This is a genomic window from Streptomyces hirsutus, from assembly GCF_001418415.1.
GTDB lineage: Bacteria > Actinomycetota > Actinomycetes > Streptomycetales > Streptomycetaceae > Streptomyces > Streptomyces hirsutus.
Map to the genome: position 1 here is coordinate 1 of NZ_LIQT01000272.1, position 25,418 is coordinate 25,418.

Below are 25,418 nucleotides of genomic sequence, written 5' to 3' on the forward strand. Positions count from 1 at the left end.
CACTCCTGCAGACCGCCGTCCTGGACGGCGGTCTGCAGGAGTGGCTGGCCCAGGGCGGACCGGTCGCCTCCGGCCCCGCGGCCGACCTGGACGCCGCCGACCCGGCCGCGCCCGCCGCCGGTTGGCCGGCCGAGCAGCGCGGCACCCTGGTGGACAAGTCCGAGGTGCTCGACGTCATGAACGGCTCGCGCCCCGACCGGGTCCTGGTGTGCGCGCTCGGCGAGGACGCCTTCCACGGCTGGGCGCCCACGCGGTACACCCGCCGCGGTCACATCCCCACGAGCCTCAACCTGCCGGCCAAGGACCGGCTGTTGGACTCCCGCGGCCGGTTCCTGCCCCGCCCGGAGCTGGAGGAGGCGGTCAGTTCTCTGCCCACCGACACCGGCACGCTCCTCTATTGCGGCGGCGGCATCTCGGCGACGCTGCTCGGGTTCGTCCTGGTCCTGCTGGGACGGGACGACGTGACCGTGTACGACGGATCCATCGAGGAATGGTCGGCCGACCCGTCCCTGCCCATGACTCGGACGCCGCCCGCGAACAGCTGAACCGCCGCCCGCCGTACCGTGTGCGGGTGCCGGGTCATTCCCCCCGGCACCCCCGGCACCCGCTCCCGCCCGGGCGGGACGGCGTGAAGCCTTCCCCGGAACGGTCCCGGCACCACGGGCGGACCGGCGGCTTCCGCGCGACGACGCACCGGACCCGCGAAGCCGCCAGCAGGGAGCGGTACGCGGCGAAACCCCTGCGGGACGGGTCTTTGTCGGGCGTTGGAAAGGCCGCGAGGCTGTCGCAGAAATCAGACATGTCGGCGTGCTCTCCGCGATCCTCCCGATGACATCGGCAAGTTCGGAGATGTCGCCCGCGTGAGCGGTACGGTCCACGACGGCATGGTCGGACTGCTGCACCGCTCGGGGGTCGGGCCGACCATGGCCAACCCGATGCGCCACGGCGAACCGGCGACCACGATGGAGGCCGGCATCCCCGACCCGCTGGCCGCCGCCGAGCGGTTCCTCGACCGGCACCGCGACGTGTGGGGCGAGCCGCTGCACAAGCCGATCGACGACTACAAGGCGCGCCTGGGCGACTGGGAGCAGTCCACCCTCGCCGGAGAGCGGACGAAGAAGTCGCTCGCCTCACTCGCGGACTCGCTGCTGACTACCGGCCGTCCGCTGCTGCGGGAGGATGGCGACAGTCCCCGCCTGCCGGACCGGGACGACGACGGCGACCCCGACTACCGCGACCCCTTCCCCGGCGATCGGGAGCGCAACAGCGCCTTCCCGAACGGCCTGCCGGACAGCTCGGGCAGCTCCGGGGGCTCGTCCGGCGGAGGCGGCGGAGGCGGCTGGAACTGCCCCCGCACCCGCTGGTGCTGACGCAGACACCCAGCCCCGCGCGACCGACCCGGAAGGGGGCACGGTGTCGACCCTTTGCAAGGTGGCCGATGTCTGTTCAAGCACATGGTGAGACCGAGCGGGTCGCAGCAGCCTGGCAGACCCTGACCGGCCGGCTCGCCGAGCACGCCCTGGTCTTCCCTGCTTCCCTCCTACCGCCCGCCGCGGAGGAGGACATCGCCACCGCCGACTCCCTGCTGATGCGGTACGTCAGGTACGGACTACCCGCAGAGCTGGTCGCGCTGTGGCGGCTGTGCAGCGGTGTACCTGGAGCCGGTCGGGGCGGGCAGTCGTCCGGGACGCGGGTGGCCCGCCGGGCGGTGACCACGGACACGCGGATCGACCCCGAGCACCTCGGCCGCGTCGCTCCGGGCGCCCGCCGTCATCCGGGCACCCCGGCCTCGTCCATGACCACGGCCATCTCACCCGGGGGAAGGGCCGGGTTGGCACCCGCGCTGGAAGCCAGCTCGGGCAGGGCGAGGGCCTCGAGGAGACGGGGAAGCGCCAGGCGCGGGTCGCGGGCCGCCGCCTGGCGCGTCCGGACATCCGGGTCGTGGCTGAGCCGCTCGATCAGATCGGGGCCGGCGGCGGGGTCGCGGACAGCCAACTGTCGGTAGATCCCGTCCGGATGGTCCGCGTAGCGGGCGGCCAGCCCCTCGCGGGGGAAACGGGGGTGGCCGGTCGCCATCCAGGCGGAGAACGTCCCGCCGAGCCGTGCGTACACGCTCATCAGAACCTCCTCCGGGGTGTCGGGGTGATACACGGCCAGGTGGGTGCGCACGACGACGTCCGCGTCCTCGGCCAGAAGCCGCAGGAGATCTGAGGGCAGATGTGGGCTGCGGGCCGCGGCACGGCGCAGCAGAGGATGGGCGGAGGCCGCGGCCCGCCGCAACACCTCCTGATCGGCGATGCCGGCCGCCACCCAGTCCACGTCACCCCGTGCGTGCGGGGCCACGGTGAAGTCGATCGCGGCGCGTCGGGCTTCGGTCAGCTCGGGCCGGAGGGAGACGGCGAGCCGCACCCCGTCGTCGGGGTCGACGGCGAGCCGGTCCACGAGGTCGGCCGGCAGGGACGGATTACCGGCGAGTTCGACCAGGTGAACGCCCTCGGCGAGGAATCGCTCGGCGTCCGCGCGGTCGAGAAGCCCCCGGCGCAGTGTCTCGGGCAGGGCGGCGGGGTCGCGGAGCAGCGCCGCCGTGAGCTGTGCGTCGTGCGGACACGCGCACAGCGCGGCCGACCGCCGTACCTCGGGGTCGGGGTCGTCGAGCAGTGTGGCGCGCCCGTCCGCCGCCAGTTCGTCCCAGACGCGCAGGGCGGCACGTCGTGCGGCCGGATCGGGATGCCGGACCAGGGAGGCGAGGAAGGACGGCGCCAGGTGGGGCGAGTACAACAGCGCGCTGCGGACGGGCGGTTCGGGGTCTTCGAGGAGACGCCCGCACACGGCGTCCGGCAGCGGACGGACCTTCGTCCGGGGATCGCGGGTCCACTCGGGTCCGTATGCGACGGCGGCCCGCACCTTGGGCGAGGGGTCGTCCGCGAGCCGGGCTCGCTGTTCGGGCTCCGCCTGGCCGCTCGTCGCGAACAGGACTCGCGCGTTCAGCACCGGGTGGGTGAGGACAGCCGCCACGGCCGGCTCGGGCAGCCCCGGCCGGTGGAGGGCTTGGAAGGGCGGGCCGTGGCCCCCGCCGTCGAAGGCGATCAGCCGCAGCAACAGCGGTGTGGGGAGGGCCGGGTTGGCGGCGACTCCGTCCAGCGCGGAGGAGTGGAAGGCGACCATGTCTCAGCTCCCCGGCCCGTCGCTTTGCACGCAGCCTCTCCTGCGGACGCCTACGCGGCCTCGACCTTTCGGGTCAACATGCCGTCATCCTGCCACGGGCCGGGATGCCACCGCACGTGATCACCGAGAGCCCTCGCCACGTCAGGTGCTCTTACTCCGGCGGAGAGGAAGTGGAACCGATGTACCTGTGCGGACACTTGTTGCTGTGGACTTCCTCTTGCATGAACGGGTCCGGTCCGGCGATCGGGCGGCGTTCGCCGAGATCTTCGACGAGCATGCGCGCGTCGTCCATGCCCATGCGATCCGGACGACGGGTGACTGGGCCCTCGCCGAGGACGTCATGTCACTCACCTTTCTGGAGGCCTGGCGGCTACGCGACAAGCTGCGCGAGGAAGTCAGGAGCGTCCGAGCGTGGCTTTGGGGCATCGCGCCCAACGTGATGCCCAACACCGCCCGGGCGGTCCGAGACCTCTGCGGCTCTCTACCGGGCCGCTGCTCTCATCCCCGGAGTCGACGTCATCCCCGACGCCGTGGACGCGGCAGGCCGACACGGGGTCGCCGTCGCCCGAACACACGACGGCGAACGCACTGAGTGGATTTTCGACAAGAGCACGGCCCGACTCCTGGGCGAGCGCACGGTCCTCCTGGAGGACAACGCCTGGGGGAAGGCCGGCACCGTCGTCACCTCCGTCGCCCTCATCGGCAACGGCATCGTCGCGCCTCGCGGAGTTGGCGAAGGCGTGGGGGACGAGCCCAGGGTCGGGGCATCCTGACCCCGATCTCGCCCGGTCACCCAGCGGTGTGACCGGTTCGGCCGGTGCCGGGGCTGGTCAGGGCCGGCCCGCCGGGCGCGCCGGTGCATCAGCATCCGAGGTTCCGCCGCACCCCGTTCGACCTGTCTCATTGGAGTCGGGAGGGGGTGCGGCGGCATCCGTGTGGTCAGTCGACTTCGAGGGGGAGGGCCGGGTCGGCGGCCCACTCGGTGAGGGAACCGTCGTAGATCGCGACGTCGGGGCGGCCGAGGACGGCCAGCTGGAAGGCCAGGCCGGTGGCGGCGATGCCGCTGCCGCAGTACGTGATGACCTTCTTGGACTCGTCCAGGGCGCCGGCGTCGTCGAAGAGCCGGCGGACTTCGTCCGGGCCGCGGAAGAGGCCGTCGGAGTCGGCGAGTTCGGGGAACGGAACGTTCGTGCTGGACGGTATGCGGCCCGGCCGGGCGTAGGTCTGGCGGGTACCCGCGAAGGTCGGCCGGTCGAGGGAGTTCACCAGCCGGGTGCCGGGGTCCTCGATCGCGGCGAGGACCGCGTCCTTGTCGGCGTAGAGCTCGGGACGGCGCCGGGCGGTGAACACGGCGGGCTCGTTGGACTCCACGCCGCTCTTGACTTCGTGGCCCGCCCGGGTCCAGGCGGGGAGACCGCCGTTCAGCACCGAGATGTCGTCGAAGCCCTCGTAGCGCAGGTTCCACCACAGGCGGGTGGCCCAGATGTTCGGGCCCTGGTCGTAGATGACCACGTGCGTGCCGCGGCCGACGCCGAGAGCCCCGAGCCGGGCGGCGAACGTCTCGCTGTCGAGCGCGGTGAACGTGGTGGCCGCGTCGGGGTCGGCGAGGTCGTTCAGCAGGTCGGCGAAGACGGCGCCGGGGATGTGGGCCTTCTCGTACGCCTGGCGGCCCGACTCGACGTCGTAGTAGCCGTCGCCTTCGGGCTGGGTGAGGAAGGTGGTCGCGTCCAGGATCCGGATCGCGGGGTCCCCGAGGCGCTCGTGCAACCAGGCCGGGTCCACCAGCAGGGGGTGAGACATGAGTGTTCCCTTTCCTCGCATTCATACGGCCCCCGGCAAAACGCCGAGGTCTCCCGCAAACGTACCTGTTTGAGAAACATGTCTCAGCATTCGGACATTTGGGTGGTTCGAGGGCCTCGCATCTGGCCGCAGACCGCAGAAGTCTCCTGGGCCTTCTCCGAGACGTTCCGCTGCGCCGACAGGTGCGGGCGTGAAACAGCCGAAAGGCCATTTGCACAGGTCAGTGCCCATCATCTGCCCAGCACAAAGGGTCGGAGGGCCCGGCACCGCCGGTCAGGCCGAGGCCTCGACGGCGGCCTTGATGCGCCGGCCGAAGGCGGGGGCGTCCTTGCGTGCCGCGCTGCCCGCGAGAGGAAGGAGTGCTTTGCCCAGGCCGTGCCCTTCGAGGACGTTGAAGAGGCGCACCCGGGTGCCGCCGTCGGCGGTGGGCTCGAGGTCGTAGCCACCGTCGTCGGCGGTGATGGAGTGGTGGGACACCTCGTGCCAGCGGATACGGGTGGGGGCGATCAGTTCACTGATCTCGAAGTCCCGCCGGGACTTCATGCCGCTGTCCTTGACGGTGCTGTGGAAGACGGTGCCCACGTCGGTGACGCCCTCGGGACTCTTCTCGATCTCCAGCACGCGGGGGCTGAACTCGGGGTCGTGGCGGCCGTCGGCGAGGTAGGCGAAGACGTCCTCGATGGGCCGGTCTATCTTTACGGTGACATCGAACCGGGTGCTCATGTTCTCTCCCTGCGAAGACACACCACTCGGACCGTGGCTGCGGTGCCGGCGCGGAAGCGAAGATCGGCGCCGGGCAGAAGGGCGCCGGCCTGAGGCGTCTCGGCCCCGACCGGATGGCGCACCGCTGGGGTGAAAGGGCTCGCAGTTGCCGATCGAGGCCCTGCGGCGCCGTCCGCCCGACGAGGGCCGGGCGCCGATTCACGGTCTCGTTCGGTACTTGCCGTGACCTCCCTGAGCGGCTGTGTCCGCCGGCGTGGTCTTCACTCGACCGGACCATTTCATGGTGCCGCACCAGCCGGTGGAACGCAGTGTCGTCGTGCAGTCATTCCCCTCGGCGAAAGAGTGGTTATGAAGCACATACGGCACGCCGCCCGGCGGGCACTCCCCCTGGCCGTCCTCCTCCCCGCCGCGGCCCTGACGGCCGCCGGCCCGTCCGTGGCCTCCGAGAGCGGCGGTGGGGCCGAACCCCATGAGGGCGCCAAGCCGACCATCGTGCTGGTGCACGGCGCCTGGGCGGACGCCTCGGGCTGGAACAAGGTCATTCGGAGCCTTCAGGCTCAGGGCTATCCGGTGGTCGCCACCGCGAACCCGCTGCGCAGCCTCTCCGGCGACTCCGACTACCTCGCCGCCCGACTGAAGTCGATCAAGGGCCCCCTCGTTCTCGTCGGTCACTCCTACGGCGGTTCGGTGATCACCAACGCGGCGGCCGGCAACCCGAACGTCAAGTCCCTCGTGTACGTCGCGGGGTTCGCCCCGGACAAGGGCGAGACGGCTCTGCAGCTGGTCGCCAAGCACCCCGGCAGTCATCTGACGGACGACCCCCAGGCCCCCGTCCCCACCGCACTGGACGCCGTGCCGCTCGGCGGCGGCCCCGACGATGTCGACCTGTACATCAAGCCGGACAAATTCAGCGACGTCTTCCTGAGCAACCGGCTCGACGCGGCTCGGGCGAACGCCCTGGCCGCCTCACAGCGGCCCGCGAACGTGGCCACGAACACCCAGCCGAGTAAGGGGGCCGCCTGGAAGACGATCCCCTCGTGGTACCTCGTGGCCACCGACGACCGCACGATCGGCACCGAGAACCTGCGCTTCATGGCGAAGCGGGCGGGCTCGACCACCGTCGAGGTCGACGCCCCGCACGCCGTCATGGAGACCAATCCGGGCGACATCACCGACCTGATCCTGCAGGCCGCGCACGGCTCGCACCCCCGCCTCGCCAAGACCGGCGCGAGTGTGCAGGCCGCGGTCCTCGGCGGCGCGGCGGTCCTCGCGGTGGCCGGGGGCACGGCCCTGGTCGTCCGGTCCCGCCGCGCCTGAGACGGCCGCTGAAGATCTTCTCGGAACTCGCGGGGCTCTCGGAACTCTCGGAGTTCTCGGAGTTCTCGGAGTTCTCGGAGTTCTCGGAAGACGAAGAGGTATCGACGTCCATGTTTCTTCGGCCGGTGCCCCACTCCCGTCCGCCGGGCGTCGCGGTGCCCGGCCATGCGCTGATGGCCTGCCCCGGTGGTCCAGGGCAGGCCATCAGCGCATGGTCGAGCGGGCTGTCGGCCCGTTTCTCACGCCTCGGCGGCGAGCAGTGGCACGTCCAGGCGGCCGGCGAGTTCGTCCAGGGTGGTGCCGAAGGTCTGGGTGACCCGGAGGCCCTGGGGGGTGATGTCGAAGACCGCGAGGTCGGTGTAGATGCGGTCGACGCAGCGCAGGCCGGTGAGCGGGTAGGTGCATTCGGGCACCAGCTTGGGGGCGCCGGTCTTGGTGAAGAGCGTCATCATGACGAAGACCTTCTTGGCGCCGATCGCCAGGTCCATGGCTCCGCCGACGGCGGGGATGGCGTCGGGTGCTCCGGTGTGCCAGTTGGCGAGGTCGCCGGTGGCGGAGACCTGGAAGGCGCCCATGACGCAGATGTCCAGATGGCCGCCGCGCATCATCGCGAACGAGTCGGCGTGGTGGAAGTAGGAGGCTCCCGCCGGTTCGGTCACCGGGATCTTGCCCGCGTTGGTCAGGTCGGGGTCGACCTCGCCCTCCTTCGCGGCGGGCCCCATGTTGAGCATGCCGTTCTCGGTGTGGAGGACCACGCCGGAGTCGGCGGGCAGGTGGTCGGCGACGAGGGTCGGCTGCCCGATGCCCAGGTTGACGAAGGCGCCCTGGGGGATGTCGCGCGCCACGAGGGCGGCCATGTCCTGCTTGTTCAGCGGACCTTGCTCGTTCATCACTCGGGTCGTGGTCATGCGCGGTCGGCCTCCTTCACCACACGGTCGACGTAGATGCCGGGGGTCACGACGGTTTCGGGATCGATGGCGCCGGTCTCGACGATCTCGCGGACCTGTGCGATCACCGTGGTCGCGGCGGTGGCCATGACCGGTCCGAAGTTGCGGGCGGTCTTGCGGTAGACGAGGTTGCCCATGCGGTCGGCGCGGTGGGCGCCGATCAGCGCGACGTCGCCCTTGATCGGGTACTCCAGCACGTAGGTGCGGCCGTCGATCTCGCGGGTCTCCTTGCCCTCCGTGAGGAGCGTGCCGACTCCGGTGGGGCAGAAGAAGGCGCCGATGCCGGCCCCGGCCGCTCGCATCCGCTCGGCGAGGTTGCCCTGGGGGACCACCTCGAGTTCGATCCGGCCCGTGCGGTAGAGGTCGTCGAACACCCAGGAGTCCGCCTGGCGCGGGAAGGAGCAGATCACCTTGCGGACCCGTCCCTTGGCCAGCAGCGCGGCGAGTCCGGTGTCGCCGTTGCCGGCGTTGTTGGACACGACGGTGAGGTCCTTGGCGCCCTGGCGTATGAGGGCGTCGATCAGGTCGACCGGCATGCCGGCCATTCCGAACCCTCCGACGAGCACGGTCGAGCCGTCCTCGATCCCGGCCACCGCCTCGTCGGCGTGGTCGCACAGCAGGGTGGTCATCGGTTGCCTCCCGAGACGTTCTCCAGGACCACGGCGAGCGCCTGGCCGACTCCGATGCAGATGGCGGCGACGCCCCACCGCTGCCCCGACTCCTTCAGCCGGTGGGCCAGGGTGCCCAGGAGCCTGCCTCCGGAGGCGCCCAGGGGGTGGCCGAGCGCGATCGCGCCGCCCTTGGCGTTGACGATCTCCGGGTCGACGTCCCAGGCGTCCACGCAGGCCAGCGACTGGACGGCGAAGGCTTCGTTGAGCTCGACGGCCGAGACGTCGGACCAGGTGATCCCCGCGCCCTTCAGTGCCCGGTTCGCCGCTTCCACGGGGGCGTATCCGAACATCTGCGGGTCCAGCGCGGACACGCCCCGGCCGGCGATGCGGGCGACGGGGTCGGTGCCGATGCGTGCGGCGGCCTCGCCCGAACCGAGGAGCACCGCGGAGGCGCCGTCGCTCAGCGGGGAGGCGTTGCCGGCGGTGATGACGCCGTCGGGGCGGAAGACGGGCTTGAGTCCGGCGAGCTTCTCGGCGGTCGAACCGGGGCGGATCCCCTCGTCCCGGGTGACGGTCGTGCCCTTGCGGTCCGTGACGACGGGCACCACCAGGTCGTCGTAGAAACCGGCGTTCCAGGCGTCGTCGGCGAGGTTGTGGGAGCGGGCGGCGAAGGCGTCCTGCCGCTCGCGGGCGATGGTGAAGCGCTCGCCCAGCTGCTCGTTCGCCTCGCCCAGGGAGACGGTCCACTCCTTAGGCATGCGCTGGTTGACCAGCCGCCACCCGAGGGTGGTGGACACGGCGGTCACGTCCGCGGCGGGGAACGCGCGCGAGGGCTTGGGCAGGACCCAGGGCGCCCTGGTCATCGACTCGACGCCGCCGGTGAGCACGATGTCCACGTCGCCGGTCTCGATGGCGCGGGAGGCGATGATCGCGGCGTCCAGGGAGGACCCGCACAGCCGGTTGACGGTCGTGGCGGGGACCGAGGTGGGCAGTCCCGCGAGGAGGACGGCCATCCTGCCGACGTTGCGGTTGTCCTCGCCCGCGCCGTTGGCGTTGCCCCAGACGACGTCGTCGATCTCCGCCGGATCGAGCCCGGGGGTCTTGGCCAGGGTCCCGGTGACAGCCACCGCGGCGAGGTCGTCGGGCCTGACCTCGGCGAGGGCGCCCGAGAACTTGCCGAAGGGCGTTCGTGCTGCTGCGTAAAGGTAACTGTCGCTCACGCCCCCACCGTACGAGCGCCCGCTTCATCATGTCCAAGACCTAGTAGGCATCGATTCATAAGCAGGCCTTATAAAATGGGGTCCATGGAACTCCGTCAGCTCCGGTACTTCCTCGCCCTGGCCGAGGAGTGCCACTTCGGGCGCGCGGCCGCCCGCCTGCACGTGGCGCAGCCGGCTCTCTCCCAGCAGATCAAGCAACTGGAGCGGGAGCTGGGCGTCTCGTTGTTCAACCGGTCCACCCGGCGCGTCGAGCCGACCGAGGCCGGCCGCCATCTCACCGACTACGCACGCGCCCTCGTCACGGAGGAGGAACGCGCGCGGACCCACATGCGGGAGCTGGCCACCGGCCATGCGGGCCGGGTCTCCGTCGGCTTCATCGGCACGGCCACCTACGACGTCCTGCCGCGGGTGGCCCGCACCGTACGGGCGAAGCTGCCCAAGGTCACCCTGGACCTGCGGGGTGAACTCCTCACCCCGCTGCTCGTCGAGGGCCTGCTCTCCGGCACGTTCGACCTCGCCGTCCTGCGGGGCGCGGCGCCGGAGGAGGACATCCGCATCACACCGTTGCGGTCCGAACCACTGGTGGCCGTACTGCCGTCCCACCACCGGCTGGCAGGGCTCCCGGACATCCCGCTGGAGGCCCTGGCCGACGAGCCGTTCGTCATCCACCCCTCGCAGTCCCGGTCCTCGATGTACGACCGGGTCCTCTCCGCCTGCCGCCGGGCCGGCTTCCAGCCCGCCCCGCTCCTCGAGGTCGGCGAGACGGCCACCCTGGTCGTCCTCGTCGCGGCCGGCCACGGCGTGGCCCTCGTGCCGCAGTCGGTGCAGAGCCTGAGCCTCGACGGCGTGACCTACGTACCGCTCACCAGCCCCGAGTCGGTCGAACTGGTACTGGCCCGGCGCACGCACCGCGTCTCGGCCGCGGTCGAACAGGTCGCCTCGGTGATCGAGGACTGCGTCCGCGGCTGAGGCGCACAGCCAACAGGAACCGGCGTCCCGGAACCGCTGCCCTGGAGGATCAGCCGGGGCCTCGCCTCACGGCGCGGCCGCCCCGAGCGGCCGGCCCGTGCCGCCCGGCGCCCTGCACCCAGCCGCCCGACGTCCTGCGCACACGAGCCCGCTCCCACTGCCCTCGGCGGCCACGGCACCGGCCACGACCGCACTGCCCCTGCTCGGCGGCACCGGACGGCCGCACCCGACCGGACCGAAGTGGCCCTGAGCGAGTACCGTTGACCCGTTCGTAAGGAATGCGCATAACGTACATGTTGAAGCTTGTTTGCTCCTGGTGTCCCGAACACCCCGGCTTTCGCAGGGCAGGTCCGGCGGGCGGGTGGTCCGGTGGACGGTGACCGCACCGGGACGGCCCGTACATCGCCGCGGAGGAGGCGAACGAAGCAGTGACAGCAGATTCCCGTCGCCCTCCCGGCACCTCGCCCCGCGGCTTCAGGGGTCTTGCCGCACGCCTGGGCTCCGTCCGGCACCGGGCCCGGAAGCGGGACCGGCAGGAGGACCGGCAGGAGGACCGGCAGGAGGAGCAGCAACGGGACCGGCAGGAGGGCCGACAGCGGAACCGGCGTGACGACGGTCCCTGGCCGGCGCGGCTCTCGGGGCGGCTGCGGCCCCTGCTCCGGGTGCGGAGCGTGGCCGGCCAGGTGTTCGTGCTGCAGATCCTGGTCGTGGCCCTGATCATCACCGCCGCAGTGGTCACTCTCGTGCTCCAGGCACAGCGCAACAGCATCCATGAGGCCGAGGCCCGGTCCCGGGCCGTCGCCACGACGTTCGCGTACTCCCCTCAAACGCTGACGGCGATGACCGGACCCAACCCGTCCGAGGTGCTGCAGCCGATCGCCGACAGGATCGTGCGGGTGACCGACGTGGATCTCATCGTCGTGTACTCGTCGGACGGGGTCCGCTACGCGCACCCCGACCCCTCCAAGATCGGCAAGGCCGTCGTCGGCCCGCTCAAGCCGCCGACCTCCCCCCGGACCCAGCAGATCGACACCTCCAAGGGCCGCGCGGTGGTCTCGTACGTCCCCGTCACCGGGTCCGACGGGACGATCGTCGGCACGGTGGGAGTCGGGATCACGGTCCACAGGGTGGCCGGCATGGCGGCCGAGCAGTTGCCGGTGCTCCTGGGGACCGCGGGCGGGGCACTGGCCGTGTGCGCGGGCGGCACCGCCCTGGTGAGCCGGCGGCTGCTGCGCCAGACCCACGGTCTCGGCCCGGTGGAGATGACACGGATGTACGACCACCACGACGCGGTGCTGCACGCGGTGCGGGAGGGAGTGCTGATCGTGGGGGACGACGGGCAGTTGGTGCTGGCCAACGACGAGGCGCGGCGACTGCTGGACCTGCCGCCGGACGCGGAGCGGCGGCAGGTCACCGACCTGGGTCTGAGCCCGGACATCGTCGAACTGATGACCTCGGAGCGGACGGCCACCGACGAGGTGCTCCTCTCGGCAGACCGGTTGGTGGCGGTCAGCAAGCGACGCACAGTGCCCGACGACAGGGGTGCCGGGAGCGTGGTGACACTCAGGGACACCACGGAATTGCGGGCTCTGTCCGGTCGCGCCGAGGCCTCACGGGAGCGCCTGAACCTTCTCTACGACGCAGGGGCGCGGATCGGCTCCTCCCTGAACGTGGAACGCACCGCACACGAACTGGCCAAAGTGGCGGTTCCGCGCTTCGCCGACCTGGTCACCGTCGACCTGGCCGCGGAGGTGCTGCGCGGCGAGGAGCCGACCAGCCGGAGCACCGTCATGCAGCGGGCCGGCGTGAGCACCGTCCACACCGGCCTGCCGCTGATGGCGGTGGGCGAAACCGTTCGCTTCCCCGACGCCACTCCACAGGCACGGTGCGTGAAGAGCGGCCGCGCGGTGCTGGAGGCGGATCTGAGCGCCGCCGAGGGATGGCGGACACTGGCCCCCGACCGCGCGGAGGAGCTCCTGGGCCACGGTTTCCATTCCCTGATCGCGGTACCGTTGCGGGCTCGCGGCACGGTGCTGGGCTCGGTGGACTTCTGGCGCTCGGAGCGAGCGGAACCGTACGACGAGGGCGATGTGCTGTTCGCCGAGGAGCTGTCCGCCTGGGCCGCCGTGGCGCTGGACAACGCCCGCCGCTACACCCGCGAGCACGCGTTGGCGGTCACCCTGCAACGCAGTCTGCTGCCCCGCGACCTGCCGGACCTGAGCGCGCTGGAGGCGGCCCACCGCTATCTGCCGGCCCAGGCCGGGGTGGGCGGGGACTGGTTCGACGTCATCGAACTGTCCGGCGCCCGGGTGGCACTGGTGGTCGGGGACGTGGTGGGGCACGGTCTGCACGCGGCGGCCACCATGGGGCGGCTGCGTACCGCGGTGCACAACTTCGCCACCCTCGACCTCCCGCCGGACGAGCTGCTGGCCCGGGTGGACGACTTGGTGGCCCGGCTCGACCGGGAACGGGCCGACCAGGGTGACGACGAGGGGCTCATCGGAGCCACTTGCCTGTACGTCGTCTACGATCCGGCCGTCGGCAGGTGCAGCGTGGCCCGGGCCGGGCACCCGCCACCCGCCCTCGTCCTTCCGGACGGCACCGTGTCCTTCCCCGACCTGCCCGCCAGTCCGCTGCTGGGCCTGGGCGGTCTGCCCTTCGAGACCATGGAAATCGATGTGCCCGAGGGAAGCCAGCTCGTCCTCTACACCGACGGGCTCATCGAGACCCCCGACCGGGACATCGACGTCGGTCTGGAAATCCTGCGCGACGCACTGTCCCACCCCGACCGGACTCCCGAGCAGACCTGCGACGCGGTGCTCGACGCCCTCCTGCCGAACGGCGGGAACGACGACGTCGCCCTGTTGGTCGCTCGCACCCGGGTGCTCGACCCCGAGCGGGTCGCCGACTGGGACGTGCCCCCCGAAGCCGCGGCCGTGTCCAGCGTCCGCGCCCACGTCACCCGCCAACTGGCGGCATGGGACCTGACGGACGCGAGCTTCACGACCGAGCTCATCCTCAGCGAACTGGTCACCAATGCCATCCGGCACGGCACCGTTCCCATCCACGTCCGCCTGTTGCGGGACCGCAACCTGATCTGCGAGGTCTCCGACGGCAGCAGCACCTCACCCCATCTGCGCCAGGCGGCGGAAACGGACGAGGGCGGACGCGGTCTGTTCCTCGTCGCCCGTTACGCCGAACGCTGGGGCACCCGGTACACGCCGACCGGCAAGGTCATCTGGACCGAGCAGACACTGGACGGAACGCCGGGCGATCCCGGCGACACCATGAGCGGCGACGACGTCCTCGACCTGTGGTCCGACACGACCCTCTGACCCGGCCCTTCCTCCTTCTGCGACACCTCGGTCATGCGACGTCAGGGGCAGGGGCAGGGGGCCCACGGCCTCCCGGAAGGGGCGACGCAGCCAGGTCGTGAAGGGGGCGCCGTGGAACCAGGAGTCCCGGACCGTGGCGCCGTCGAGGCTTCGGATCGGGAACGGGCCCCTCGTCGCACAGCCCAGGAGTCCCGCAGCGCGGTGGCCACGCACAGCCGGCGGAAGGCCGCTCCTCAGGCGCCGCCGGGTGCGCCGCCCGGTGCATGGACCCGGGGTCCGTCCGGGGTCAGCGGCCCCTGCGCACCCGGGCCGCCGCACGGGCCTCCGCCGCCTTGCGGGCTTCGGCGGCCTTGCGGGACTCCTTGACGGGACGCCCCGGACGGCTGCCGAGGCCGCGGAAGGGCGCGTTGCCGCCGTTGGCCTTCGTCCCGGTCGGCGGGCGCTTCGCACCGGTGAGGGCGGTCAGCGCCGCCTCGCCGGAGCGCACCGGGGTGACGGTCGGCCGGATACCGGCGTCGGACATCATCCGGTTCACCTCGCGCCGCTGGGCGGGAGTGACCAGGGTGACCACGGTCCCGGCCTGTCCGGCCCGCGCTGTGCGCCCGCCACGGTGCAGGTAGTCCTTGGGGTCGGCCGGCGGATCGACGTTGACGACGAGGTCGAGCGCGTCGATGTGAATGCCCCGCGCCGCGACGTTGGTGGCCACCAGCACGGTGATGTCACCGTCCGTGAACCGGGCGAGCGTGTGCGTGCGCTGCGGCTGAGACTTGCCGCTGTGCAGGGCGCCGGCCCGCACACCACTGGCCCGCAGATGACGGGTGAACTGGTCGACGGCCGCCTTGGTGTCCAGGAACATCAGCACCCGGCCGTCCCGAGCGGCGATCTCGGTCGCCGTGGCGTACTTGTCGGCGGGATGGACGGTCAGGACGTGGTGGTCCATCGTGCTCACCGAGCCCGCCCCGGGGTCGACCGACGCGTGGACCGGGTCGTTCAGGTGACTCCGCACCAGTTGCTCGACGTGACGGTCGAGCGTGGCCGAGAACAGGAGCCGCTGCCCGTCGGAGGGAACCTGTTCCAGAATGTCCGAGACCTGCGGCAGAAACCCCAGGTCGCACATCTGGTCCGCCTCGTCCAGCACCGTGATCCGCACGTGGTTCAGATGGCAGTCCCGGCGCGACACGAGGTCGGCCAGCCGCCCCGGCGTCGCGACGAGCACATCGGCACCGCTCCGCAGCTCCGCCACCTGCCGGTTGATCGACAGCCCGCCGACCACCGTCGCCAGTCGCACGTTCAGCTTCCGCGCGTACGGTGCCAGGGCGTCGCTCACCTGCTGGGCGAGCTCCCGGGTCGGCACCAGGACCAGCGCGAGCGGCCGCTTCGCCTCCGCCCGCCGGCCCGCCGTGCGGACGAGCAGAGCGAGCCCGAAGGCCAGCGTCTTGCCGGACCCCGTCCGCGCCCGTCCCAGGACGTCACGGCCGGCCAGCGCGTCGGGCAGCGTCGCCGCCTGGATGGGGAACGGTTCCGTCACCCCGAGCTCTCCCATGGTCTCCACCAGCTCCGGCGGCAGCCCGAACGCGTCGAAGGACGCGGCCGGGGTCACCTCCGGGGACGCTGTCACTCGCGGGGACGTGCCACCGCTGGAGAGTCCGGAGGCCGACGGCTTCGCGTTCATGAGGCACCTTCCTGATCTGGCGCCCGGAACGCACCGGGGTCCGTACCGTTCGGTACGGACCCCGGTGTAATGAAGCGCGGGCACAGCTTATCAGCGGCCCGGAATGCGCCTCCGGCACTGATTTCTCCACCTGCGCCGGCGCCCACATCCTTCGTTTCGCCGTCCCCTCCTCGCCTTGTGGATCGTGTCGGAGAAGCACGACCGGGCCCGGCTCGGCACCAGCCCGAGTTCCACCTTCACCCACAGGTTCAAAGGAGGTCCTCGATCGTGATCGGCAGTTTGCGCACCCGGCGTCCGGTGGCGTGATGCACGGCGTTGGCGATCGCCGCCGCCACGCCGACCTGGCCGATCTCACCGACCCCCTTCACACCCAACGGGTTGACGATGTCGTCCTCGACCTCGATGAGCTCGACGTCCACGTCCGGAGCGTCCGCGTTGACGGCGACGAGGTACTCGGCGAGGCTCGAGTTGGCCCAGCGGCCGGTGTCCGGCGCCATGTGGTTGGCTTCCAGCAGCGCCTGCCCCAGCCCCCACAGCATGCCCCCCATCAGCTGACTGCGGGCCGTCTTGGCGTTGAGCACCCGGCCCGGCGCGAAGGCACCGGTCATGCGCCGCACCCGGACCAGGCCCAGTTCCGCATCCACCGCGACCTCGGCGAACTGGGCGCCGAAGGTCATCATCCCGTAGGGGATGTCGTGGGCGGGCGGATTCCACTGGCCCAAGGCTTCGGCGTCCGGCTGGACGTTGCGCCGCAGCAGATCGGTGTACGCCTCGGACGCGGTCCCGGCGGTCATGACGCCGTCCCGGACCACGACGTCGACCGGGTCCGCGCCGTGCAGAGGTGAACCGGCGTCGGCCACGGCCTTGTTGACGAGCTGACCGCGCAGGGCGGTGGCGGCACTGTGCACGGCCGCGCTGATCATCCCGGCGCCCGCCGAGCCCACCGCGGCGGCGATGTTGGGCAGGTCGGTGTCCCCGTTCTCGAAGCGGCAGCGTTCCACGCTCATGCCGAGTCCGTCGGCGGCGACCTGGGTCATGACCGTGGCGACGCCGGTGCCGAAATCAGGGGTGGCGGCCTGGACGACCGCCGTCCCGTCGGCGTAGAGGCGCGCGCGGGCGCGCTGCGGGTTGGCGAGCGGGGCGACGGGATACGTCGCGGTGGCCATGCCGGTGCCGATCAGCCAGTCGCCCTCACGGCGCATGGCCGGCCGGGGATCACGCCCGGACCAGCCGAACCGCCGGGCTCCACGCTCGTAGCACTCCCGCAGCCCGCTGCTGGACCAGGGGAAGCCCGACATGGCGTCGACGTCGGTGTGATTGCGCAGCCGCAGTTCGACGGGATCCACACCGAGTTCGTGGGCGAGCTCGTCCATCGCGCACTCGAGCGCGTGCATACCGCTCGCTTCACCCGGCGCCCTCATGAACGTCGGGGTCATGGTGTTCGCCCGGAACAACCGGTAGACGCCCTCGTAGTGGGGGCACGCGTAGATCTGCGACGAGGTGCCGAGGGAAGGTTCGGCCCAGTCGTCGAAGGGGGAGGTCGGGGAGAGTTTGTGGTGTCGTATGGCGGTCAGCCGGCCTTCGCGCGTCGCGCCGAGCGTCACGTGCTGCTCCTGCTCCTCCCGATGGCCGACGGAGGTGAACATCTGCTCCCGGGTGAGGGCGAGCTTGACGGGCCGGCCGACTTCTCGGGCCGCCATGGCGGCGAGCGTCGGGTGGGCATGGATCATCGCCTTGCAGCCGAAGCTGCCACCGGCGTAGTGACCGATGACCCGGATCCTCTGCATCGGAACGCCGAGCAGCCGTGACACGGTCATCTGCGTGGCGTTGACTCCCTGGGTGGAGTCGTACAGCAGCAGGGTGTCACCGTCCCAGAGGGCCGTGGTGCTGGACGGCTCGATCGGGTTGTGGTGGTTCGCCGCGTAGGTGTACGTCCCCTCTACCCGCACGTCCGCGTCCCTCAGCCCGGCTTCCACGTCGCCGCGCTCGATGCGCCCCGGTATCCACCCTCCGAAGATCCTCTCCGGCACGTACGCCCGGTCCCGGCCCTGGTCGAGGGTGGTGACCGGGGCGGTCTCCTCGTACGAGACACGCAGCAGGTGCGCCGCGTGCTGGGCGCGTTCCCAGGTGTCGGCGACAACGAGCGCGATCTGCTGGCCGGCGTAGTGGACGATGTCGTCCTGCATCGGGAAGTACGTCTGTCCGGGCGCCGCCGTGCCGGCGAGCGAGGGCACGAGCGGCGGCTGCTCCGCGATCCTCGGCAGGTTCTCGTGGGTGAGGACCGCGAGTACGCCTTCCTCGGCCGTTGCGGCACTCGCGTCGATCCCGGAGACCCGTCCGGCGGCGATGCGGGAGCCGACCACGTAGGCGTACGCCATGTCCGGGAGGGGGATCTCGGCGGAATAGTGCGCGCTCCCGGTGACCTTGGGACGGCCGTCGACGCGGTCGAGGGGCTGTCCGATGGCGGACGGTGTCGTCGTGGGCATGGTGGTCATGACGGGCTCCCGGCCCCGGGTCCGGGCTCGGACCCGTCTCCCGTTCCGTCGCTGAGCAGGTCGAGGACGCGGACGATCGCGCGCTGCGCGAGTTCGACCTTGAAGGCGTTCATGGGGGTCGGCCGGGCATCGGCCATTTCGACACGGGCTGCCATGGCGAAGTCGTCCCGCTGGACGCGCGCGCCGATCAGGAAATCCTCGGCCCGCCTGGCCCGCCAGGGCTTGGTGGCCACCCCGCCCAGCGCCATCCGTACGTCGGCGATCACGCCGTCCACGACGGAGAGCGCGGCCGCGACCGAGACGAGCGCGAACTCGTACGAGGCACGGTCCCGGACCTTCAGGTAGTGGGAATGCCGGGCGACAGGCGTGGCCGGCACCTCGATCCCGGTGATCAGTTCACCGTGCTCCAGGGGGTGCTCGCGGTGCGGAGAGTCGCCGGGGAGGAGGAAGAAGTCGTCGATGGCGTAGGTGCGTTCACCGTGCGGGCCCGTCGTGCGCACCTGGGCGTCCAGCGCGACGAGCGCCACGGCCACGTCCGAGGGGTGCGTGGCGATGCAGTGCTCGCTGGTGCCGAGCACCGCGTGCCCTCGGCTGAAGCCCTCGACGGCCGAGCAACCGGTGCCGGGCTCACGCTTGTTGCAGGGGGACTCCGCGTCGCGGAAGTACGAACAGCGCACACGCTGCAGCAGGTTGCCTCCCATGGACGCCATGTTGCGCAGCTGCGCGGACGCTCCCAGCTCCAGCGCCTGGGCGATCAGCGGAAAACGCTCACGGACGACGGGGTCGGCGGCGACGTCGCTCATCCGGGCCAGCGCTCCGATACGCACCCCTCCTGCCGGGGTGCCCTCGACATCGGTCAGCGGGAGATCGTTGATGTCGACGAGGCGGCGGGGGTTCAGCACGTTCTGGCGCAGCAGATCGACCTCGGTGGTGCCGCCGGCGAGGAAGTCGCTGGTGGGGTCGGTGCTCACGGCGGTGACGGCGCTCGCCGTGTCGGTCGCGCGGAGGTAGGTGATGGGCCGCACTGGGTGCCTCCCTACATACGGTCGCGGGCGGCGCGTATCGCGGCCCGTATGTGGGGGTAGGCCGCGCAGCGGCAGATGTTGCCGCTCATCCACTCCTTGATCTCGTCGTCGTCCCCGGCATGCCCCTCCTGGACCAACGCAACGGCGGACATGATCTGACCGGGAGTGCAATAGCCGCACTGGAAGGCGTCCTCGGCGATGAAGGCCCGTTGCATCTCGTGCAGTTCGCCGTCCTCGGACAGCCCTTCCACGGTGGTGATCTCGTGGCCTTCGCAGGTCAGGGCGAGGGTGAGGCAGGCCAGCGCGCGCCGCCCGTCGACCCACACGGTGCACGCCCCACAGGTTCCCTGGTCGCACCCCTTCTTGGCGCCCGTCAGGTGCAGGTGTTCACGCAGCGCGTCGAGCAGGCTGACGCGCGGCTCGATGTCCAGGGTGCGCTTGGCGCCGTTGACCGACAGTCCGACCCGGACCGGGCCCGGGCCTTGTTCCAGCAGTGCTGCGTCTTGCTCGGTGAGGGCAGGGCCGCGTACGGGCATGACACACCTCCCAAAGAACCACCCCTTCATTCTCATAGACACCCAAAAGTGTCGCAAACGTAAGATTTACGATATGGACCAGCGTGTAACTGAAGCCCGAGAAGCGGTGACAGTGGTCTACACCTGGGAGGTGATTCCCGGCGGGGAGACAGAATTCGAGCAGTGGGCCCACGGGGTCGAGGCGGAGGCCGCCGCCTTCACGGGACACCGGGGTGTCACCTGGCTCCGGCCCGAGGACGACAGCCACCGCTACCACGCGGTCGTCCGCTTCGCGGACACCGAGAGCCTGGACCGCTGGATGACGTCACCCCAGCGAGCCGCTTGGCAGGCCCGAGTCAAACCCTACGGCCGCCCGGCCCACCCGAAGCTGACCACCACCGGCCTGGAGACGTGGTTCAACATCCCCAACGGCGCGGCCCGGCCGCCGGCGCGCTGGAAGATGTCACTGGTGACGATCCTCGCCGTCTACCCTTTCGCCCTGCTCTACGACGGCCTGTTCGCGGAGTTCTTCCACACCTGGCCGCTGGCGGCACGCACCCTCGTCTTCCCGATCGTCCTCGCCCCCCTCCTCACCTACGCGGTCATGCCGCTCATGAGCCGCCTGCTTCGACGGTGGCTGTACCCGGAACACCGGACATCCTGACCGGGACACACCCGCATGTCGTCCTGGGTCGGGCGCCCGGCTCACCGCTCCTCACGGCGGCGGTCACGAACGAGGTCCGGCCCGCCGTGACGACATCCAGACCGTGCTCGGCTTCATGGCGCCGGCCGCCGCGGCCCGGGGCGCCGACGCATCCCGCATCGACGACGTCCTCGCTCGCCACCCCTGAACCCCGCGCGCCCACCTCACGCCGACTTCCCCAGCGGGCCGTGGTCTCCCCTGGCGCCGCTCCCGCCCGCTCGGCTCGCTCCCGGCACAACGTGAAAATCCGCGGCGCCTGTCCGAAGGACTCGGTGACGGGCCACGGCTGCGGTCTGCTCAGGACAGGGCGGTCGGTCTGCGGGGCGGCGGGACGGCCCGCAGCAGCTCCCACAAGGGAAGTGAGCCGGACGCCCAGACTCCGAGGGTGTGGCGGTCGACCACGTGGAGGCGCTGCTGCTGGGCGAAGGCCACGGCCGGTGCGGTGACCCGACCGTTCGTCACGATCACCGCGACGTCGGCGCCGTGGACCTGTCGGGCGGTGCCGTTGAGGACCTGAAGGTCCGGTGTGCCCACGGCGGCCCCGGCAAGGCCGCTGCGCCTGTGTTTGCATTGGATCACCCAGCGCCGCCCGTAGGGGTCGATGGCCTTCACATCGGCGCCCAGATCGCCGCCGCCCCCGACGCGGACCGCGTCCCCACAGCCGTCACGGCGCATCAGGTCCCGCACCGCGTCCTCGAACCGGGAGTGGTGCAGGGCGTCCAGCTGGGACAGCCCGTACCGCAGACCCTGCGCGCGGACCGCTTCCCACCGTGCCTGCTGCTGCTTCTGGTAGAGCCGGCCGCCGCCGGCCAGCACCGCGAGCACGCCGATGACGACCATGACCCACCAGTGGGCCATCAGCCAGTTGACGACGGCCACCGCCAGGGCGACGGCCAGGCCCACGGCCACGAGGAGACCGACCAGCCGGTCGTCCGCCCGCTGCCGCCGCCTGCCGGGCCCGCGGGTGCGCCGTCGCGCCGGCGGGCGCCTGGTCGCCGCCGCCCGGCCCCTGCGCGCGCGGGGGCTCATCGGCCGGCCTGCGTAACGCCGCTCGCGAGCTGCCCCAAGATGTCCAGGATCCCCTGGCCTACCGGAGTGGGTGCAAGCAGGACCCCCAGCGCCAGGACGATCACGACGGTCACTTTCTCGTCGAAGCGACTGCGGGCCTCCGTACGCCGCCGCAGCCGCCAGACGACAATGACTGCGAGCAGCACCGCCACGTTGATGGTCAGCAACCGTCCAGACCCCCCTCGCCGTCCGGCCAACACCCCATGGGGAAGGCAACACGCCGCCCCAGCCTTCTTGTTTAGCCGCGCCTCGGTGATGTGGAAGGCGGTTGCCGACGAATGACACAAAGCGATCGGATCTGGCCGAATTGAACCGCCGACTTGTATGGGGGTAGCGGGACGCGGTCGGGTTGGCCGCTCGTGGCATGCTGCAGGACCAGTGTCTTTGAGCCACTGTGATGCGCTGTCTGATGTGTGCCGCACACATCGCCAGTGTTCTCGTGTCGCCTCTACGGTTCCGCTACCACACGGACCGGTGCCCTTGACCGGACCGCAAGCCCCAGGGAACAGGTGCACATGATGCGAACCCATCAACGCGTCTTCTGGTGGTCCCCCGCCTTGATCCTCTCCGTCCTGGCAGCCCTGCTGGCGTCGGCAGGTACCGCCCAGGCCGCCACTCCCCACACGGTTCCCCCGGTGTCGGGCAGTCTCACCGACCACAACATATCCGGCGTGTATGTGTCCGGAATCTCCTCCGGGGGCTACATGGCCGGTCAGCTGCACGTCGCCTACTCGAAGAAGGTCAAAGGCGCGGCGATCTTCGGGGCGGGACCGTACTACTGCGCGCAGAACAACGTCTACCAAGCCCTGTACGGCTGTGGGGACACCCTCTACCCCACCTATCTGAGCACTCTGACCTCGAGGGCCTCCACCTGGTCCTCCTACGGGTGGATCGACCCGGTCAGCAACCTGTCCGGCAGCCCCGTGTACCTCTACCAGGGCAAGAACGACACCACGGTGAAGCCCTCGGTCGGCGATGCCGGGAAGGCCTTCTACCAGCACTTCGGCGCGAACGTGACCTACGACAACACTTCTGCGGCGGGGCACTCCTGGGTCACCCCGTACGGGCCCAACAGCTGCACCGCGAACAGCGCGCCGTACATGAACAACTGCGGCACCGACCCCCAGAGAGCACTGCTGCAGAAGCTTTTCGGCTCGGTCTCCTCCCCCAACACCGGACCGCTGACGGGCAAGCTCGTCAAGTTCGGGCAGAGCACCCACGCCGTCAACGGACTGGCGAGCACCCTGAGCATGGGCAGCTCCGGGTTCGCCTACGTCCCCAAAGCCTGTGAGTCGGAATCGAGTTGCCGCTTGATGGTTTCCCTGCACGGCTGCAAGCAGGGGTACGACAAGATCGGTACGACCTTCGTCGACCGCGCCAACCTCAACCAGTACGCCGACAACAACAAGATGATCGTCCTGTATCCGCAGGCCACGTCGTCCGCCGTGAACCCCAACGGATGCTGGGACTGGTGGGGCTACCTCGGCGCCACCAACTACCCCATCCAGGGCGGCGCCCAGGTCGAGACCATCATGAACATGGTCACCGCACTCGGCGGCTGAGGCTCACGCGCCGGGACGGGCTGGCACCGCAGGATCGCCCCGGCGCGCTTTCCCCCTCGCAGTAAGCGACTCTTTCGGGCATCTTAGGATCCGAAGGACACCGTCACCGATCGCCCGGGACACCGCGGGAGTTCAGTCAAGCCCCGCTCGACTCCCCGAGGTGATCGGCGTCCGTCCGTCCCCGACCCAGGGCTTCGGCGTAGTCGCGTGACATCCGTTTCATGATCATGTGATTCCGAGGAGGGCGAGCGGTCGGCTGGCGTCGCGGGCGTTGCGCCGGAGGCCGGCGGCGATGCTGCTCTTCCCGGCGAGGCGAAGGGCGCCGATGGCGAGGTTGCGCCAGGTCGCCATGGCGCGGGGTGCGGAGCCGGTCGCTCCAGCAGGCCCGGGATCTCCTCGGGCACGGCCCTGGGATGCTCGCGAAGTTGGTCGAAGGCAGGCGGGATCGGCGATGATGCGTCGGCAGGCACGGTCTTCCACTCGGATCACAGGGCGTCGAGAACTCCATGATCTTGGAAGTCCGCGCCTGTCACGTCCCCAGAACCCCGTCGAACTAACAGATCGTCACGAGTCGGGTGTCAAGCGACCACGGTGAAGCCCTGGCTGCCTCCCATGGACGAACCCCCGCCCTTCCGCGCTGGAAGGACGGGGGCTTGTGGTGGGAGCACGTTCGCAGGCCAGGACGGTGCGGTGCAGGTCAACCGGAATCCGACCAAGGGGGTTGGGGCGGCGCTGCGGGTGATCGGTGATCCACGTCCATGCGGTCCACGTGCCGTGTTACGGGCCGGTGGTGCCAGACGTTTTCACGCCCGCCCTGGGCGTGTCATCCGCCCGCGGCATCCTCGGCCTCCCAGCGCAGCAAGTCGCCCGGCTGGCAATTGAGCACCTCGCAGAGCGCGGCGAGCGTCGCGAAGCGCACCGCCTTGGCGCGGCCGTTCTTGAGTACCGCCAGGTTGGCGGGCGTGATGCCTACGCGGTCTGCGAGCTCGCCCACGGACATCTTCCGCCTGGCCAGCATCACGTCGATGTCGACGACGATCGGCATCAGATCACCTCGTCCAACTCGGCCTGCATCTGTGCCGCTTCGACGTCGCGCGCGACGGCCTGGGCGAGCAGCATCCGCAGCACGAGCACGATGAGCGCAACCCCCAGGATGGCCACGCCGACCCCACCCATGATGACGGTGACGCCCGGATCGTCCCGCTGGCCCGGCGCATTGAGGGCCGTGACCGCGAACCACACGAGGGCAGCCGCCACGATCGCGCCGATCACGCCGTCCACGTACCGGAAGGCGGTAGGGGAGAACACGGTTCCGCGTCGCACCATCGTCACCAGCCGCCATACGCAGACCAGGGCGACCTGGACCGACACCATGCCCAGGATCGTGATCACGCGCAGCGGGGTCAGCGGGAGCGATCCGTCCTCCGGGTCGCTCCCGCTGACCAACGCCCACACCATCCCTGCCTGTACGAACACGGTGCCGACGAGCACCACCACGAGCACGGCGCGCAACACACCCACTGTCAGCTTTCCCACGACCCAACCTTCCATCGAGTTACGATCAGAATCTATCGAATTTCGATAGATGAAGCAAAGGCTGGGGACGGAGAGCGGGCGGCGGCTTCGCGCCGTGGCGGGACGCCGCCGCCCCTCCAGTGGCATGGCGTTCGCGCGAACCGTTTTGATCTTGTCGAAGCCGGCGTCGCTTGAGCACAAAACGGATGCCACCCGACTACGCCGAAGCCCTAGCCGTGGCAGGCACGGATGTACCCGGTCGAACCACACCGGCCGCCGTCTACAAGAGCCGCTCCTTTGTCCGCAGCGCGCCCATCCGCTCACGCTTCCCCGTTCACGCGATGGCCTTCCACCCCAGGCGTTCGCCGCTCGCGATAGGCACCGGAAGGTATGACGGTGGCTACTTCTTCGAGGGCGAGCCAATTCTTCCGCACCTCAAAACGGGCGTGGTCACTTCTCTCATCGAGCACGAACTCGGCCGGCAGGTTCTGGGCCTGGAATGGCTCGATGAACACTCTCTTCATGTCCTCATGGCACCGCCCGATGATTGGCAGGACGAAGCGGTGCACGAGGACGGACACGTCGCCGTGGCGCACCGGAGCGACTGGACTGCCGTTCTCGCGCAGTCGCTCAACGGTCGGGACCTGGCCGGCCCAAGGGCCCCCGCCCCGCGCCCCGACCCCCGCGAGGCAGCGCAGCGAGCGGTCGCCAAACTGCGATCTGTCTGGCAGGCCCAACGACCCGTCCCTTCGAAGGATCTCTGAGGAGGCATCTAC

24 protein-coding genes and 1 pseudogene are annotated in these 25,418 nt (G+C 70.6%); 9 read left to right on the forward strand and 16 right to left on the reverse strand.

Annotated features, from left to right (window positions below; all coding sequences use genetic code 11):
* Both AOK11_RS45170 and AOK11_RS20565 read left to right on the forward strand, forming a co-directional pair.
* Positions 1-545 (forward strand): sulfurtransferase (locus tag AOK11_RS45170; RefSeq protein ID WP_276204834.1); only part of this gene is annotated, 545 nt, incomplete at its 5' end.
* A 315-nt stretch (positions 546-860) separates the two neighbouring features.
* The gene (locus AOK11_RS20565; RefSeq protein WP_055595197.1) at positions 861-1,370 is read left to right on the forward strand and encodes a hypothetical protein; all 510 of its coding nucleotides are present in this window, start codon (positions 861-863) and stop codon (positions 1,368-1,370) included.
* Positions 1,371-1,770: 400 nt separating this feature from the next.
* Here AOK11_RS20565 and AOK11_RS20570 read toward each other — a convergent pair whose 3' ends face one another.
* Entirely contained in the window at positions 1,771-3,165 is a 1,395-nt protein-coding gene (locus AOK11_RS20570; RefSeq protein WP_055595198.1) for a hypothetical protein, read from the reverse strand.
* A 205-nt stretch (positions 3,166-3,370) separates the two neighbouring features.
* On the opposite strand from AOK11_RS20570, the pseudogene AOK11_RS40285 reads away from it, so the two are divergent.
* Both AOK11_RS40285 and AOK11_RS20575 read left to right on the forward strand, forming a co-directional pair.
* A pseudogene (locus tag AOK11_RS40285) lies at positions 3,371-3,631 on the forward strand (RNA polymerase sigma factor); the annotation flags it as partial.
* A gap of 64 nt (positions 3,632-3,695) precedes the next feature.
* Positions 3,696-3,938, forward strand: a complete 243-nt coding sequence (locus tag AOK11_RS20575; protein WP_055595199.1) for a hypothetical protein — start codon at positions 3,696-3,698, stop codon at positions 3,936-3,938.
* Positions 3,939-4,104: 166 nt separating this feature from the next.
* On the opposite strand, the gene AOK11_RS20580 is transcribed toward AOK11_RS20575, so the two are convergent.
* Complete coding sequence (locus AOK11_RS20580; RefSeq protein WP_055595200.1) at positions 4,105-4,965, reverse strand: sulfurtransferase; 861 nt, start codon at positions 4,963-4,965, stop codon at positions 4,105-4,107.
* A 273-nt stretch (positions 4,966-5,238) separates the two neighbouring features.
* Positions 5,239-5,688 (reverse strand): SRPBCC family protein, encoded by a 450-nt coding sequence (locus AOK11_RS20585; RefSeq protein ID WP_055595201.1) that lies wholly within the window; start codon positions 5,686-5,688, stop codon positions 5,239-5,241.
* 348 nt (positions 5,689-6,036) lie between these two features.
* Between AOK11_RS20585 and AOK11_RS20590 the strand changes: the two genes are divergently transcribed.
* Entirely contained in the window at positions 6,037-7,005 is a 969-nt protein-coding gene (locus tag AOK11_RS20590; RefSeq protein ID WP_055595202.1) for an alpha/beta fold hydrolase, read from the forward strand.
* A 239-nt stretch (positions 7,006-7,244) separates the two neighbouring features.
* On the opposite strand, the gene AOK11_RS20595 is transcribed toward AOK11_RS20590, so the two are convergent.
* Genes AOK11_RS20595 through AOK11_RS20605 form a run of 3 tightly spaced genes read right to left on the reverse strand, consistent with a single transcriptional unit; the run spans position 7,245 to position 9,783 of the window.
* Positions 7,245-7,913 (reverse strand): 3-oxoacid CoA-transferase subunit B, encoded by a 669-nt coding sequence (locus tag AOK11_RS20595; RefSeq protein ID WP_055595203.1) that lies wholly within the window; start codon positions 7,911-7,913, stop codon positions 7,245-7,247.
* Positions 7,910-8,581: a 3-oxoacid CoA-transferase subunit A gene (locus AOK11_RS20600; protein WP_055595204.1), complete on the reverse strand. Its 672-nt coding sequence runs from the start codon at positions 8,579-8,581 to the stop codon at positions 7,910-7,912. The genes AOK11_RS20595 and AOK11_RS20600 overlap by 4 nt, the downstream gene beginning before the upstream one ends.
* Entirely contained in the window at positions 8,578-9,783 is a 1,206-nt protein-coding gene (locus tag AOK11_RS20605) for a thiolase family protein (RefSeq protein ID WP_055595205.1), read from the reverse strand. The genes AOK11_RS20600 and AOK11_RS20605 overlap by 4 nt, the downstream gene beginning before the upstream one ends.
* An 84-nt stretch (positions 9,784-9,867) precedes the next feature.
* On the opposite strand from AOK11_RS20605, the gene AOK11_RS20610 reads away from it, so the two are divergent.
* Both AOK11_RS20610 and AOK11_RS20615 read left to right on the forward strand, forming a co-directional pair.
* On the forward strand, positions 9,868-10,752 hold the full coding sequence (locus AOK11_RS20610) for a LysR family transcriptional regulator (RefSeq protein ID WP_055595206.1): 885 nt from the start codon (positions 9,868-9,870) through the stop codon (positions 10,750-10,752).
* A gap of 653 nt (positions 10,753-11,405) precedes the next feature.
* Positions 11,406-14,087 (forward strand): SpoIIE family protein phosphatase, encoded by a 2,682-nt coding sequence (locus tag AOK11_RS20615; RefSeq protein ID WP_420903005.1) that lies wholly within the window; start codon positions 11,406-11,408, stop codon positions 14,085-14,087.
* Between the two features lie 286 nt (positions 14,088-14,373).
* On the opposite strand, the gene AOK11_RS20620 is transcribed toward AOK11_RS20615, so the two are convergent.
* The 4 genes from AOK11_RS20620 to AOK11_RS20635 form a co-directional block, all read right to left on the reverse strand.
* Positions 14,374-15,759: a DEAD/DEAH box helicase gene (locus tag AOK11_RS20620; RefSeq protein WP_079034980.1), complete on the reverse strand. Its 1,386-nt coding sequence runs from the start codon at positions 15,757-15,759 to the stop codon at positions 14,374-14,376.
* 248 nt (positions 15,760-16,007) lie between these two features.
* Complete coding sequence (locus tag AOK11_RS20625) at positions 16,008-18,254, reverse strand: xanthine dehydrogenase family protein molybdopterin-binding subunit (RefSeq protein ID WP_055595207.1); 2,247 nt, start codon at positions 18,252-18,254, stop codon at positions 16,008-16,010.
* Complete coding sequence (locus AOK11_RS20630; protein WP_055595208.1) at positions 18,251-19,279, reverse strand: FAD binding domain-containing protein; 1,029 nt, start codon at positions 19,277-19,279, stop codon at positions 18,251-18,253. The genes AOK11_RS20625 and AOK11_RS20630 overlap by 4 nt, the downstream gene beginning before the upstream one ends.
* A gap of 11 nt (positions 19,280-19,290) precedes the next feature.
* Positions 19,291-19,815, reverse strand: a complete 525-nt coding sequence (locus AOK11_RS20635) for a (2Fe-2S)-binding protein (protein ID WP_055595209.1) — start codon at positions 19,813-19,815, stop codon at positions 19,291-19,293.
* A gap of 73 nt (positions 19,816-19,888) precedes the next feature.
* Here AOK11_RS20635 and AOK11_RS20640 point away from each other — a divergent pair, with 73 nt between their 5' ends.
* Positions 19,889-20,458 (forward strand): antibiotic biosynthesis monooxygenase, encoded by a 570-nt coding sequence (locus tag AOK11_RS20640; RefSeq protein WP_055595210.1) that lies wholly within the window; start codon positions 19,889-19,891, stop codon positions 20,456-20,458.
* Between the two features lie 336 nt (positions 20,459-20,794).
* On the opposite strand, the gene AOK11_RS20645 is transcribed toward AOK11_RS20640, so the two are convergent.
* Together AOK11_RS20645 and AOK11_RS20650 are read right to left on the reverse strand one after the other, a co-directional pair.
* Positions 20,795-21,526 (reverse strand): restriction endonuclease, encoded by a 732-nt coding sequence (locus AOK11_RS20645; protein WP_055595211.1) that lies wholly within the window; start codon positions 21,524-21,526, stop codon positions 20,795-20,797.
* Complete coding sequence (locus tag AOK11_RS20650) at positions 21,523-21,732, reverse strand: hypothetical protein (RefSeq protein WP_055595212.1); 210 nt, start codon at positions 21,730-21,732, stop codon at positions 21,523-21,525. Before AOK11_RS20650 ends, AOK11_RS20645 begins: the two co-directional genes overlap by 4 nt.
* Before the next feature lie 348 nt (positions 21,733-22,080).
* Between AOK11_RS20650 and AOK11_RS20655 the strand changes: the two genes are divergently transcribed.
* Positions 22,081-23,127 (forward strand): extracellular catalytic domain type 2 short-chain-length polyhydroxyalkanoate depolymerase, encoded by a 1,047-nt coding sequence (locus AOK11_RS20655; RefSeq protein WP_206188890.1) that lies wholly within the window; start codon positions 22,081-22,083, stop codon positions 23,125-23,127.
* Positions 23,128-23,352: 225 nt separating this feature from the next.
* Here AOK11_RS20655 and AOK11_RS46215 read toward each other — a convergent pair whose 3' ends face one another.
* From AOK11_RS46215 to AOK11_RS44045, 4 genes are all read right to left on the reverse strand, one after another.
* The gene (locus AOK11_RS46215; RefSeq protein WP_276204835.1) at positions 23,353-23,478 is read right to left on the reverse strand and encodes a hypothetical protein; all 126 of its coding nucleotides are present in this window, start codon (positions 23,476-23,478) and stop codon (positions 23,353-23,355) included.
* Between the two features lie 472 nt (positions 23,479-23,950).
* On the reverse strand, positions 23,951-24,172 hold the full coding sequence (locus AOK11_RS20665; RefSeq protein WP_055595213.1) for a helix-turn-helix domain-containing protein: 222 nt from the start codon (positions 24,170-24,172) through the stop codon (positions 23,951-23,953).
* A complete protein-coding gene (locus tag AOK11_RS20670; protein WP_055595214.1) occupies positions 24,172-24,663 on the reverse strand; it encodes a DUF2975 domain-containing protein in 492 nt (163 codons plus the stop codon). Before AOK11_RS20670 ends, AOK11_RS20665 begins: the two co-directional genes overlap by 1 nt.
* A gap of 299 nt (positions 24,664-24,962) precedes the next feature.
* Positions 24,963-25,418: hypothetical protein (locus AOK11_RS44045; protein ID WP_206188891.1), on the reverse strand; the 456-nt coding region annotated here is incomplete at its 5' end.